The following is a 12,477-nucleotide window of genomic DNA, read 5'->3' on the forward strand; positions in this document are numbered from 1 at the left end:
AGATTTCTAGATTAAAACAGATGAATAAAATTGTGGTGGTGGATTACGGCATGGGCAATCTGCGCTCGGTAGCGCAAGCTTTGCGGGCTGTGGCGCCGGAAGCCGATGTCTGCATTTCCGGACAGGTGGCTGACATCGACAGCGCCGACCGCATCGTCTTGCCGGGCCAGGGCGCGATGCCCGACTGCATACGCAGCCTGCGTGAATCGGGCGTGCTGGACGCCTTGTTGCGCGCAGCCGACAGCAAGCCCGTGCTGGGCGTGTGCATCGGCGAGCAAATGTTGTTCGACAGCAGCGAAGAGGGCGATGCGGCCGGTTTGGGCTTGCTGCCAGGCAAAGTCGTGCGTTTCCAGCTCGATGGCCAGGTGCAGGAAGACGGCTCGCGCTTCAAGGTGCCGCAGATGGGCTGGAACCAAGTGCGCCAAACGGCGTCACATGCCATGTGGGATGGCATCGCCGATGATGCTTATTTCTACTTTGTACACAGCTACTTTGCTCAGCCTCAAGTAGCGGCCCACACGGTCGGCCAGACTGTCTACGGCAAGCCGTTCGCTTGCGCCGTTGCCCGTGATAATATTTTTGCGACCCAGTTCCATCCTGAAAAAAGCGCTGCCGCGGGTCTGCAGCTGTACAAGAATTTCGTTCATTGGCAACCTTGATTTCAGTTTTACCGTCCTTGCTATTTCCACTTACCTTTATAACCCTGACCACACGACCATGCTGCTCATTCCCGCCATCGACCTGAAAGACGGTCACTGCGTACGCCTGAAACAAGGCGATATGGAACTTGCCACCGTATTTTCCGAAGACCCCGCTGAAATGGCACGCCACTGGCTGCAGCAAGGCGCGCGGCGGCTGCATCTGGTCGACTTGAACGGCGCATTTGCCGGCAAGCCGAAAAACGAAGGCGCCGTGAAAGCCATCCTGAAAGCGGTGCAGGAATTCGCGCTGGAAAACGATATCGAAGAAATTCCCGTGCAACTGGGCGGCGGCATCCGCGATCTCGACACCATCGAGCGCTACCTGGACGCAGGCATCAGCTACGTCATTATCGGCACGGCGGCCGTGAAAAGCCCCGGCTTCCTGCACGATGCCTGCAGCGCCTTCCCCGGCCACATCATCGTCGGCCTGGACGCCAAGGATGGCAAGGTCGCCACCGATGGCTGGAGCAAGATGTCGGGCCACGAAGTGATCGACCTGGCCAAGAAATTCGAAGCGTACGGCGTGGAATCGATTATCTATACGGACATCGGCCGTGACGGCATGATGGGCGGCATCAATATCGAGGCCACTGTCAAGCTGGCGCAAGCGGTCAAGATTCCCGTGATCGCTTCGGGCGGCTTGCACAATATTGGCGATGTGGAAGCCTTGTGCGCGGTGCAAGCCGAAGGTATCGAAGGCGTGATTTGCGGCCGTTCGATTTATGAAGGCACGATCGACCTGGCGCAGGCGCAAGAACGCGCCGACGAGTTGAGCGACGAGGCTGTTTAAGCCAGCCAGGCCGGGGAGGTGCATACCTTCCCTTGCCTGGTGACAATTGGATATCATCATGCTTGCAAAACGAATTATTCCCTGCCTGGACGTGACGAATGGCCGCGTCGTCAAAGGTGTCAATTTCACGGAGTTGCGCGACGCGGGCGATCCGGTAGAAATTGCCCGCCGTTATGACGAGCAGGGCGCCGATGAAATCACTTTCCTCGACATTACCGCGTCAAGTGATAACCGCGGCCTGATCTTCGACATCATCGAAGCGGTCGCCTCGCAAGTCTTCATTCCGCTGACGGTGGGCGGTGGCGTGCGCGTGGTGGAAGACGTGCGCCGCCTGCTCAACGCGGGCGCCGACAAGGTCAGCATCAATACCTCGGCCGTAACGAACCCGCAACTGGTGTATGAAGCCTCGCAAAAGCACGGCTCGCAATGCATCGTCGTCGCCATCGACGCCAAGCAGGTGTCGCCCGGCAAGTGGGAAGTGTTTACCCATGGCGGGCGCAATGCCACAGGCCTTGATGCGTTCGAGTGGGCGCGTAAAATGGAAAGCCTGGGTGCCGGAGAAATCTTGCTCACCAGCATGGATCGCGACGGCACCAAGGTGGGCTTCGACCTGGGCCTGACGCGCGGCGTGTCCGATGCGGTCAGCATTCCCGTGATCGCCTCGGGCGGCGTGGGCGGCTTGCAGGACTTGGCAGACGGCATCAAGATAGGCAAGGCCGACGCCGTATTGGCGGCCAGTATTTTCCACTATGGTCAGCACACGGTGCAGGAAGCCAAGCGCTTCATGGCGCAGCAGGGCATCCCCATGCGTTTGAGCTGATAGGATATGAATAACATGCAAAACGGAACTATTGTGTCTAGCAATGCAAAGTGGCTGAAAAAGGTCAAGTGGGACGAGCACGGCCTGGTGCCGGTGATCGCGCAGGAAGCGGGCAGCAATGACGTGCTGATGTTTGCCTGGATGAACCGCGACGCGCTGGCGCGCACGGTAGAACTCGGTGAAGCCGTGTACTGGAGCCGTTCGCGCAAGAAACTGTGGCACAAGGGGGAAGAATCGGGCCATACGCAGAAAGTGCTGGAAATCCGCCTCGATTGCGATGAAGACGTGGTCTTGCTGAAGATCGAGCAGGCGGGCGGCATTGCCTGCCATACGGGCCGCCATTCGTGTTTCTTCCAGAAATTCGAAGGCGATGAAAAAACGGGCGAGTGGCAAGTCACCGATCCCGTGCTGAAAGACCCGGAAACGATCTACGCGGATGCAAAAAAATGAGTGAAACCTTGAAACGCCTGGCCGCCGTGATCGAATCGCGCAAGCTGGCCAATGGCGGCGACCCCGCCACCTCGTATGTGGCGCGGCTGTTTGCCAAGGGCGACGATGCAATCCTGAAAAAAATTGGCGAGGAAGCGACGGAAACAGTGATGGCCGCCAAGGATGCGCGGCGCGACAATGATCCGTCGAAAGTGTTGTACGAGTGCGCCGACCTGTGGTTTCATAGCCTGGTGATGCTGGCCCAGTTCGACTTGACGCCGCAGCAGGTGCTCGATGAACTGGCGCGCCGCGAAGGCTTGTCCGGTCTCGATGAAAAAGCAGCGCGCAAGGATGCGCTGGATCAACCCTGATACATTCTGGAGTGTGCGTGGATAACTGTATTTTCTGCAAAATTGCTGCCAAAAAAATTCCTGCTACCGTCGTGTATGAAGACGATGACTTGCTGGCCTTCAAGGATATCAATCCAGCCGCGCCCGTGCACTTGCTGCTGATTCCGAAACGCCATGTATCGACCTTGTCCGAGTGCGACGACAGCCATACGGAAGTGCTGGGCAAGCTGCTGCGCCTGGCGCCGAAACTGGCCGCCGAGTTCGGCTGCGCCGTCAGCTACGACGCCGATGGCACCCCATCGGGCGGTTTCAAGACCATGATCAACAGCGGTCCCGATGGCGGACAAGAGGTGTATCACCTGCATATGCATGTGTATGGCGGCCCGCGTCCCTGGCGCGGCCAGCACTGATTTCGCTGCGCGCCGGGTTCGCGTGTATACTGTCTGCATAGTTTGATGCGATCCGGGCGCCGTCCGGCAAGGAGAATATGATGGGTTCATTGAGTATTTGGCACTGGCTGATCGTTCTGGTCATTGTGATGCTGGTCTTTGGCACCAAGAAACTGGGCAATATCGGTGGTGATATTGGCAAGGCCGTCAAAGGCTTCAAGGATGGCGTCAAGGGCGAGGATGAAACCCCGCCAGCGAACACCCCCCCTGCCACGCCATCGCAAGTGGCCGACAAAACCACGATCGACGTGGATACGAAAGAGAAAAGCAAGTTCTGATAGCCGGGCGGGGCCAGTTTCCTGCCCAGCCACAGCACTTGTACGCTTATGATCGATCTCGGTCTTTCTAAAATCGCCATCATCGGCGTGGTTGCCCTGATAGTCATCGGCCCTGAAAAGTTGCCGAAAGTGGCCCGTATGGCCGGCACCTTGTATGGCCGCGCACAGCGCTATCTGAATCAGGTGAAATCCGAAGTCACCCGTGAAATCGAATTGGAAGAGCTGAAAAATCTGCAGAAGGAAGTGCAGGACGCGGCCCATTCCGTCAAGCAAAGTGTGGAGCAATCCATGCATGGCCTTGAAAATTCCATTTCTGGCAATATTTCTTCGATGGAAGAGAGCTGGCGCGGCAATAACGACCATTATGGCGAGCCGGGTGGCGATGCGCATGAAGCGATGTTGCGCGCCACCAAGGATGAGCTGGCCCGCAAGGCGCGCGAATTCCGCCGTAAAAAACTGGTGCGCAATTCGGCCGTGCCTGGCTGGTACAAACACCGCCATGGCGGCAAGATGCATGTGCAATCAGGCGCGGCGCGCGTGGCCCGCTTCCGTCCCCGTAGTACCACTTCCTCGTCGTCCTTTTACTCATGAGTAACAAAGCCCCGTTGGAAGAAACGTTTATTTCGCATCTGGTCGAGCTGCGCAACCGCCTGGTGAAGGCCTCGATCGGCTTTGCCGTCGTCTGCGCCGTGCTGTTTTACTGGCCAGGCGCCGCGCACATCTATGACTTCATCGCCGAGCCCATGTTGGCCGCGCTGCCGGCCGGCTCGAAACTGATCGCCACCGGCGTGGTGTCACCCTTTCTGATTCCCATGAAGGTGACTTTGCTGCTGGGCTTTATTGTTTCCTTGCCTTGGGTCTTGTACCAGCTGTGGGCGTTTATCGCCCCTGGCTTGTACACGCATGAAAAACGCCTGATTGCGCCGCTGGTAATTTCCTCGTCGCTGCTGTTCATCGCCGGCGTGGCTTTCTGTTATTTCTTTGTGTTTGGCCGCGTGTTTCACTTCATTAGCAATTTCGCGCCTGCTTCGATTGCCGTCACGCCTGATATCGAAAATTATCTCGATTTCGTCATGTCGATGTGTTTGGCGTTTGGCGCCACCTTTGAAGTACCGGTGGTTGTGGTGATTTTGGTGCGCATGGGCCTGGTCAGCATTGCCAAGCTCAAGCAAATGCGCCCTTATGTGATCGTCGGCGCCTTCGTGATCGCCGCCATCGTGACGCCACCAGACGTGGTCAGCCAGTTTTCGCTGGCCATCCCCATGTGGCTGCTGTTTGAGCTGGGCTTGCTGGTGGCGCCTATCTTTGTGAAAGCCACACAAGCGCCGGAAGAAGCTTCCTGAGTTTCTAGCTGCTGACGTGAAAAAGCCGCTGCATTCGTGAGGAGCAGCGGCTTTTTTCATGGATAGCCCAGAACGCTATTGCAGCACGCTATTGCAACGTCAATTTGCTCAAGATACCCAGGTTCAAGAGGATCAGGGTGCTCATCATCCAGTAGACATGTTTCATGTCTGCCCCTTGCCGCAAGTCCATGCGTTCGAGCTGGCCATGGATTTGCTGTTCACCGAACTTGATTGCCGACAGCAGGTTTTGTTCCAGTGCAGACAGTTCACCGCGTGCCACGGCTGACGACGCCAGCGCATTGCCCAAGGCGGCCGCATGGGCTTTCGCCTGCGGTGCGGGGATACCGGCAGAGGATAATTTTTTGGCGTAATCGAGCGTATCGAATTGGATGGTCATGTTCATGATGCTCCCTGCCTTTCAGCCTAGCAGAAAAAGTGGCAAATGCCAGTGCCGCATAGTTGGTGATGGCATCAAGGAGCGTAGTCCTTTGTACCAGCATTGGGTTTACGAACGCACAAGCCCATGAAAAAGGGCGCCGCAGCGCCCTTTCCAACGATTCTCTGTCTTGTTTACTGCATCAATTCCTTGATGACTTTCACCGGTGCGCTACCGTAACTGAGGAATTGCTCATGGAAATCCTTCAGCACAAACTTGCTGCCCAAGGCTTGCTTGCGTTGTTCGCGCAAGTCCATGATTTCGCTGAAACCGCTGAAATAGCTGGTCAGTTGTACGGAGCTCAGCTGGACGCGGCGCCATTTTTCTTTCGCCTCGCGCGGGGTCTGGAAGGCCTGGCGTGTCAGCAAGTCGAGCGCCTGCTCTTCCGTCATGCCCAGCACATGCACGCTGTAATCGAGGATGGTGTTGGTGACGCTGCGCAAATTCCACTTCGAGTACATCAGCCACATTTCTGGCGCATTGTCGCCATAACCGGACTCGAGCATCATGCGCTCGCCATACACGGCCCAGCCTTCGACCATGGCGCCGTTGCCGAAAATGGATTTGATCAGCGATGGCGACTTGTTGGCGTAGATCAGCTGCGTGTAATGGCCGGGAATGGCTTCGTGGATATTGAGGATTTGCAAGATCCAGTGATTGTATTCACGCAAACTGCTTTCCTGCTGTTCCGGCGTTTCGCCATCGAGCGGCGTCACGTTGTAATAAGTGCGGTCTTGCGGACGGTACGGGCCGGGCGCTTCGATGCTGGCGCCAGCCACGCCGCGTTGATAGGCCGGCGTTTCACGCACCACCAGCGGCTTTTTCGGGTCCATGGTCAGCAGGTTGTGGCTGGTGACCCAGGCTTGCAGTTCGGGAATCTGGCGGCGGATTTCCGGCACGAAGTCGGCAGGCGCCACATGATTGCTCGACAGCTTGTCGATCACCATGCCGATCTTGGCCGTGCGGTCGGCTGGTTTCGGCGTATCGCCCATGGTCTTGGTCCACAGTTCGTCGGACAGGCTATCCATGTGCGTGAGCAGCTTTTCGCGCTCATCCAGGGCCTTCTGGTACATCTGCTCCGCGCTGACGCCGGCTTGTATATCGTAGGCAAATTTCTGGTCATACAATTCCTTGCCGATACGGAAGGAACGCGCACCGTTTTGCGCCAGCAAGGCGTCTTGCTCGCCCAGCCAGCTGGCATAGCCTTGCACGGCCGTCTTTGCTGCAGTGATGCGCACGTTGTACAGCTGCTTCTCGGTCGGCGTCAGGATCGACGCTTGCGCCGTCTTGTTCAGGTCGTCCAGCACGCTCAACACGCCCGCGCTTTGCGCAATGGCCAGCTGGGTGTGTTCCCGCGTCGGGTGATTGATGTTGGCGCGCGCCGCCGCATAGTATTGCGGCACGGTGGCGATGCGCTTGAGCAAGGTACGCAGGCGCTGCGGCTGGGATGCATATTCCGTATTGAGGATAAAGTCGATCGTGCTGGCCACGTTGTATTCGGCCGGATTCCACTCGAAATCGCGGAAGGTGGTCAGATACCAGCGGTCCGATTGCAGCTTGTTGGTGACTAGCGCCAGGTCGGTGCGCTGCTTGGGCGACATTTTGCTGCCGTCGAGCTTGCCGAACTTGTCCAGCCATTCATCGATGAAGGCCAGGCGCGCCTGGCGGTTGGCTGCGTCGGGTATCGTCAGGTTGGCAGCGCCATCATATTTGCCGACGGAAATCGCCGCTTCCGGATCGATGCGCCACAGGGCCGTCAGGAATTGGCCGCTTAGATTATTCATGGCGCGGTCGCGGCTGTTTTCTGCCGCGACGGGTGCGGCGGCTGCCACGGCTTTTTTCTTGCTGGCGCTGGCGGCTGCCTTGCCATGTTTTTGCGGTTTCTTGGCAGCGCTGGCGGGCGCCATCGTGAAGGCCATCATCAATGCAGCGATTGCAACTTTATTCTTCTTCATCATCTCAAATCTCTTGATTATTTGGTTATTTGTAAAAATCAGTGAATAAAAACCTGACAATATAAGTAACAAACAATTATTTTTAACGTGGGTTTGCTTGCCTGGACGGCCCAAAGATTAGCATCAATTACCAAGCCTGCGCAGATTTTTGCGGTTGGGAAATTGTGCTAGCGCCTACAAGGTGACGGCATGGCTGCCTATCATTTCTTGCAGACGCGCATTCACGCTGGCCACGGCATCCTTGCCGCGCGCCATGCCACTGGCGAAAATTTCAGTCTCCTTGGTATAGCGCTGGCTGATGCGTACCGTATAAGAGCGGAACAGCCAGCTCCAGAAATTGCTTTCGTAGCTAGCCTCATCCATGTCGCGCCACTTCACGCCGTGCAGCTTTTTCTTCCACGGCAAGATGCCCGAGGCCAGCCATACGCCTGCTTCGTCGTAATACAGCTGCACGCTGCGGATCACCAGCAGGCGGTAGCCGACGATCAGCGCCGAGCCGATTAGCACCACCAGCGCGGCCCGCGAGTTGTACTTGAAGGCCAGCGGCAGGGCGGCAAAGAAAAGCAGCACGGCCAGCACGAAAGTGCCGGCGTAAGCTGTCCAGGATTTACCGCAAAGAAAAGTGGCGCGCTGGCCGGAAGTGGTGGCGATATAGTCGGTCATGGTGCTGGAAAGAAAAAAGGAAAATCATCATCGCATGGAAGGGGTTTGCCCTTGTGTTTTTTACTTCTTCAGCCCTTCCTGCAACATGCCCAGCATATCGCTGGCCGACATGCGCGCGGCTGCGTCGCTGCCTTCCAATAAACTGTCGGCCAGGTCGCGCTTGTGCTGGTGCAATTCGACGATGCCTTCCTCGATCGTATGTTTCGCTACCAGGCGGTAAATCGTCACCGGGCGCAATTGTCCCATGCGGTGGGCGCGATCCGAGGCCTGGTCTTCCACGGCTGGGTTCCACCACGGGTCCATATGGATCACGTAATCGGCTGCAGTCAGGTTGATGCCCATGCCGCCTGCTTTCAGGCTGATCAGGAAGACTTCGCCTTCGCCCGCCTGGAAGGCATCGACCCGGCGCTTGCGCTCCTGCATGGGCGTGGCGCCATCGAGATACTGATAGCTGACGCCATGCTGTTCCAGATGCTGGCGGATCAGGCTCAGGTGATCGACGAACTGGCTGAACACCAATACCTTGTGGCGGTTTTCCAGCAAGCCCGACAGTAGTTCCGCGAAGGCTGCCAGCTTGCTGCTGGCCAGGCCCAGTTCCGGCGCCACCAGTTGCGGGTTGCAGCAGGCACGGCGCAGCTTCATGATTTCGGCCAGGATCTGGATGGCTTTTTTCGAAGCCGGTCCTTCCACCATGGCCAGCTTTTCCAGCGCTTCGCGGCGCAGCGATTCGTATAGCGCTGTTTCCTGCGGCGACAGTTCCACTTCCAGCACGATTTCCGTGCGTGATGGCAATTCCGACAGCACTTGCGTCTTTGTCCGGCGCAAGATGAACGGTGCGATCAAACGCCGCAAACGCAGGCGCGCACCAGCTGCCGCGCGCTTGTCCTGGTCTTTCTCGATCGGCCCGGCAAAGCGCAGGTTGAACTGGTCCAGCGTACCCAGCAAACCGGGGTTGATGAAGCGGAACAGATTCCACAATTCGCCCAGATGGTTTTCCAGCGGCGTGCCGCTGGCCACCATGCGGAAGTCGCCTTGCAGCGCCATCACCGCTTGCGAGCGCTTGGTGGCCCCATTCTTGATCGCCTGCGCTTCATCGAGCACGATGCTATGCCAGTGCACGCCGGCAAACATGGCCGCCTCCTGTTGCAGCAAGCCATAACTGACCACCACCAGGTCGAAAGCTCCCACATTGTCGAGCATGCCGGCGCGGTCGCCGCTGCCGAACAGTTTGACCTTCAAGGTGGGCGCAAAGCGCTGCGCTTCGCTGATCCAGTTCATGCACACGGAGGTGGGCGCGACCACCAGCGTGGGTCCATTCGGCGCGCGCGCCAGGATCAAGGCCAGCGCCTGCAAAGTCTTGCCCAGGCCCATGTCATCGGCCAGGCAGGCGCCCACGCCCCAGTGCGCCAGGCGCGCCAGCCATGTGAAACCGGCCAGCTGATAGTCGCGCAAGTCCGCCTGCAAGGTGCTGGGCAATTGCGGCTGGTACTCGTCCAGTTCGCGCAGGCGCAGCAAGTGCTCGCGCCACAGCTTGTCGGCTTTCACGCCGCCCGCATCATGGGCCAGCTCTTCCAGCGCGAACGCTGCCAGCGGATGCACGTGTACACCATCGTCGTGGGTTTCGCCATACGCTGCCAGTTCCGATAAACGGCGGTGCAATTCATCGCTGAGGGCCAGGAACTGGTTGTCGCCCAGGGCTACGAAACGGCTTTTGTTGTTCTGCATCAAGTCGAGCAGGGCGCGCAAATCCATCACCTTGTTTTCATCGATCTGCACTTCGCCGCTGGCGGCAAACCAGTCTTTCTCGCTCTTGATGTTCAGGCGCATCTGGCCGCTCTCGATACGCTTGGAGACGCGGAACGATTCTCCTTCGGGCCAGGCCAGCACGATGCCGGCCGGATCCAGTTCCTGCAGTTCCACCAGCAGCTGCAGGCACAGCGAAGGCTGGCCCAGCAGCCACTCGCCGTGCTCTTCCTCGGCCTCTTCCAGCACCAGGCATTTTCCGATCAGCTGGCGCTGCGCTTCGCGTTCCGCATTGAGGTCGCGGCGCGCCTGCACGGCCCGCCCTGCCACGTCGGCAAACACGCTTTCGGCGCCGCTGCCGGGCGCGTAATAGGCGCCATTGTCGAGCAGCGGGCGCACCAGGATTTGCATCTTCAGCCCCTGGCTGTAGGGCAGCAGATGCACGTGCAGGCGCGGGTCGGCCGTGATGACTTCGGCGTCACTGGCGCCGCCGCCAATATCGGATTGCACGGTCACCATCGATGAGATGGCGCTGATCGCCTGCAATACTTGTTTTTCCGCATGCAGCGGCACGGACAAGCCTGTGCCGACGATGGCGCCGATGCGCCGGTGCTCGTCCAGTATGTGCACCACGCGCAGCCGGGTCGGCGTTTCCTTGGACACCACCACGCTGCTGCCATTGTCGGGCAGCGGCGGCTGCAAGCCCAGCCACAGCTGGCCGCCATGCGACTTGATCAAGAGTTCAGGTGCGCCGGCCAGCAATTCCACACGCGTCTCGGGCGCATCGAGCCAGAATACCAGCGGGTGGCCGACCAGCAGCACGGCCGCCTTGTCGGGCTCGATTTCATAGCGGGGCGCCGACGAATAATATTGTTTGAAGGGCGAAATGCTGCCAGCCGCGCGCGCGTCTTGTGGCGACAGGAAATCGATCTCGTTAGCTTCTTCGGCCAGGCGCTTCAAGCCCATGGCGCGGCCCTTGCTCCAGCCGCCGCGGGCATCGCGTTTCTGCTCGCGTACTTCCACTTCCGTGATGCCATGGCGCGCATCGAACGCTACCAGCCACACCAGGCGCGAGATATTGGCCGGCGTTTCAAGTGGGGCGTTTTGCTGCAGATTGATCAGGGCGCTCAGCTGGCGCTGCCAAGCTTCCTGGCGCTCGAACCAGGGCGCCATGTCCGTCAAGCCGTGTTGCGCCCGCTTGGCCGTGGCATAACGCTCCTGTACCGGTTCACCCATCAAGCCCAGCAGGCCGGCTGCTTGCGCCGCGATCAAGTCATAGCCGGCGCTATCGGCGTGCTGCACCAGCGCATGCAACTGGGCTTTGCGCTCGCTCAATTGCGGCAGGGCCAGCCAGTAGTACAGCAAGGCCTGGAACAGTTGCGCCTGCAGCCCCGTTTCCCAATTACGCGTAGGAATGATGTCCGCCTGCATGGTACCGGCGCGCACCTGGCGCAGCATGCTTAGTTGCTGGTAGACCACGCTGTCATGGTTGGGCTGCGCGTGCAGGGCGATATCGAGATAGCTTTCCGCCGCTTTCAAGGCCTTGGCGTCATTGCTGCGCAACAAGGCCAGCACATACAGGTGGCCGCCTATGCCCGTAAAACACAGCTTGCGTTTGCCGCTTTCCTTGCGTAGTCCCTTCAAGGCTGTTTCAAAGCCCGCCATGGCGTGCATGTGTTCGCCGCGCAAGACGGCAATGCTGCTATCGATAAACAGCGCCTGCGGCCCTTGCTGGCCTGCCAGGTATTGTGCTGCACTGTCGAGCTCACCGCACAGCATGGCGTCTTCGGCCAGGGCCAGCGGCAGGGCGGCGGCGATATGGTCGCCCGCGTCGGTCTGGTGTGTGTAATGTGTACGTGCATAGCTGCGGATGGCTTGCGCCGTTGCCGGTTCGCGCGGTGCATGGGCCAGCAGCACGGCCAGGATTTCATCTTGCAGCTGGGGCACGACGAAGGACAACATGTCCGGCTCGAATGGACGGCCGAAAATCTCGATCAGCGGATGCAGTTGCTGCGCTTCATAACAGGCCATGCACGCGGCCAGGATGGCGGCCACCTGGCGTCTCTCGTCATTGCGCAGCAATGCAATGCGCAAACGCGCCACGCCTTGGCGGTAACTGCGCAATTCCACATAACCATCCCAGTTGCGGCGCACGGGATTGATCAGCTCGATAGCCTGGCACAGGTCGCGAAACACCAGGTGTTCGATAGCGGCGTGCATGGCGGGCCAGCGCAGCCTGGCAGCGCAGGCAAAACCGCGTCCCACCACTTCTTCCGCATACGCCAGACGGGCCAGGCGCTGCAGCATGCCGGTGACGACCGCCAGGGTGAATGGCGTGCCGTCCGGTTCGACCACATTGGCGCGCTGCAAATGTTCATACACGGCATGCTTGCCGACCGGCTCGCCAGCGATGGCCAGCAAGGCCAAAATCATTTTGTCGTGCTGTTCCAGCGCGTTAAATTCGGTGAGCAAATGCTGGTCGGTCATGCGGCTTCCGCGTTGGTGTGACGGTGAAAAAAA

The 12,477-nt window shown here is 58.9% G+C and carries 13 protein-coding genes; 9 read left to right on the forward strand and 4 right to left on the reverse strand.

From position 1 onward, the window contains the following. Positions 1–20: 20 nt before the first annotated feature. The 9 genes from hisH (at position 21) to tatC (ending at position 5,160) form a co-directional block, all read left to right on the forward strand. Positions 21–659: an imidazole glycerol phosphate synthase subunit HisH gene (hisH, locus tag HDE75_RS25465; protein ID WP_183682561.1), complete on the forward strand. Its 639-nt coding sequence runs from the start codon at positions 21–23 to the stop codon at positions 657–659. A 58-nt stretch (positions 660–717) separates the two neighbouring features. Beyond that, positions 718–1,491, forward strand: coding sequence for a 1-(5-phosphoribosyl)-5-[(5-phosphoribosylamino)methylideneamino]imidazole-4-carboxamide isomerase (gene hisA / locus HDE75_RS25470; protein ID WP_183682565.1), 774 nt, complete (start codon positions 718–720; stop codon positions 1,489–1,491). A 58-nt stretch (positions 1,492–1,549) separates the two neighbouring features. Continuing rightward, positions 1,550–2,311 carry an imidazole glycerol phosphate synthase subunit HisF gene (hisF, locus tag HDE75_RS25475; RefSeq protein ID WP_183682568.1) on the forward strand — a complete coding sequence of 254 codons (762 nt, stop codon included), beginning with the start codon at positions 1,550–1,552 and terminating at the stop codon, positions 2,309–2,311. A gap of 33 nt (positions 2,312–2,344) precedes the next feature. After that, on the forward strand, positions 2,345–2,761 hold the full coding sequence (gene hisI, locus HDE75_RS25480) for a phosphoribosyl-AMP cyclohydrolase (RefSeq protein ID WP_183682571.1): 417 nt from the start codon (positions 2,345–2,347) through the stop codon (positions 2,759–2,761). After that, entirely contained in the window at positions 2,758–3,111 is a 354-nt protein-coding gene (locus HDE75_RS25485) for a phosphoribosyl-ATP diphosphatase (RefSeq protein WP_183682574.1), read from the forward strand. Before hisI ends, HDE75_RS25485 begins: the two co-directional genes overlap by 4 nt. Before the next feature lie 17 nt (positions 3,112–3,128). Beyond that, a complete protein-coding gene (locus tag HDE75_RS25490; RefSeq protein WP_183682577.1) occupies positions 3,129–3,500 on the forward strand; it encodes a histidine triad nucleotide-binding protein in 372 nt (123 codons plus the stop codon). 80 nt (positions 3,501–3,580) lie between these two features. Then, on the forward strand, positions 3,581–3,817 hold the full coding sequence (gene tatA, locus HDE75_RS25495; protein WP_183682579.1) for a Sec-independent protein translocase subunit TatA: 237 nt from the start codon (positions 3,581–3,583) through the stop codon (positions 3,815–3,817). A gap of 48 nt (positions 3,818–3,865) precedes the next feature. Next, entirely contained in the window at positions 3,866–4,408 is a 543-nt protein-coding gene (gene tatB / locus HDE75_RS25500) for a Sec-independent protein translocase protein TatB (RefSeq protein WP_183682582.1), read from the forward strand. Further along, entirely contained in the window at positions 4,405–5,160 is a 756-nt protein-coding gene (gene tatC, locus HDE75_RS25505; RefSeq protein WP_183682585.1) for a twin-arginine translocase subunit TatC, read from the forward strand. The genes tatB and tatC overlap by 4 nt, the downstream gene beginning before the upstream one ends. A gap of 88 nt (positions 5,161–5,248) precedes the next feature. On the opposite strand, the gene HDE75_RS25510 is transcribed toward tatC, so the two are convergent. The 4 genes from HDE75_RS25510 to HDE75_RS25525 all read right to left on the reverse strand — a co-directional run bounded on the left by HDE75_RS25510 (position 5,249) and on the right by HDE75_RS25525 (position 12,444). Next, a complete protein-coding gene (locus HDE75_RS25510; RefSeq protein ID WP_183682587.1) occupies positions 5,249–5,563 on the reverse strand; it encodes a hypothetical protein in 315 nt (104 codons plus the stop codon). Between the two features lie 167 nt (positions 5,564–5,730). Further along, on the reverse strand, positions 5,731–7,551 hold the full coding sequence (locus HDE75_RS25515; protein WP_183682708.1) for a DUF885 domain-containing protein: 1,821 nt from the start codon (positions 7,549–7,551) through the stop codon (positions 5,731–5,733). A gap of 174 nt (positions 7,552–7,725) precedes the next feature. Continuing rightward, entirely contained in the window at positions 7,726–8,214 is a 489-nt protein-coding gene (locus HDE75_RS25520) for a hypothetical protein (protein ID WP_183682590.1), read from the reverse strand. A gap of 60 nt (positions 8,215–8,274) precedes the next feature. Continuing rightward, positions 8,275–12,444, reverse strand: a complete 4,170-nt coding sequence (locus tag HDE75_RS25525; protein ID WP_183682593.1) for a DEAD/DEAH box helicase — start codon at positions 12,442–12,444, stop codon at positions 8,275–8,277. Positions 12,445–12,477 lie beyond the last annotated feature (33 nt).

It is taken from the genome of Janthinobacterium silvisoli (assembly GCF_014200725.1).
Lineage (GTDB): Bacteria > Pseudomonadota > Gammaproteobacteria > Burkholderiales > Burkholderiaceae_D > Janthinobacterium.

Excerpts from the sequence above, each read along its gene's own strand:
- hisF (WP_183682568.1), top strand. The coding sequence starts at position 1,550 with ATGCTTGCAAAACGAATTATTCCCTGCCTGGACGTGACGAATGGCCGC.
- hisH (WP_183682561.1), top strand. The coding sequence starts at position 21 with ATGAATAAAATTGTGGTGGTGGATTACGGCATGGGCAATCTGCGCTCG.
- HDE75_RS25515 (WP_183682708.1), bottom strand. The coding sequence starts at position 7,551 with ATGAAGAAGAATAAAGTTGCAATCGCTGCATTGATGATGGCCTTCACG.
- tatA (WP_183682579.1), top strand. The coding sequence starts at position 3,581 with ATGGGTTCATTGAGTATTTGGCACTGGCTGATCGTTCTGGTCATTGTG.
- hisA (WP_183682565.1), top strand. The coding sequence starts at position 718 with ATGCTGCTCATTCCCGCCATCGACCTGAAAGACGGTCACTGCGTACGC.
- HDE75_RS25510 (WP_183682587.1), bottom strand. The coding sequence starts at position 5,563 with ATGAACATGACCATCCAATTCGATACGCTCGATTACGCCAAAAAATTA.
- tatC (WP_183682585.1), top strand. The coding sequence starts at position 4,405 with ATGAGTAACAAAGCCCCGTTGGAAGAAACGTTTATTTCGCATCTGGTC.
- tatB (WP_183682582.1), top strand. The coding sequence starts at position 3,866 with ATGATCGATCTCGGTCTTTCTAAAATCGCCATCATCGGCGTGGTTGCC.
- HDE75_RS25525 (WP_183682593.1), bottom strand. The coding sequence starts at position 12,444 with ATGACCGACCAGCATTTGCTCACCGAATTTAACGCGCTGGAACAGCAC.
- HDE75_RS25485 (WP_183682574.1), top strand. The coding sequence starts at position 2,758 with ATGAGTGAAACCTTGAAACGCCTGGCCGCCGTGATCGAATCGCGCAAG.
- HDE75_RS25520 (WP_183682590.1), bottom strand. The coding sequence starts at position 8,214 with ATGACCGACTATATCGCCACCACTTCCGGCCAGCGCGCCACTTTTCTT.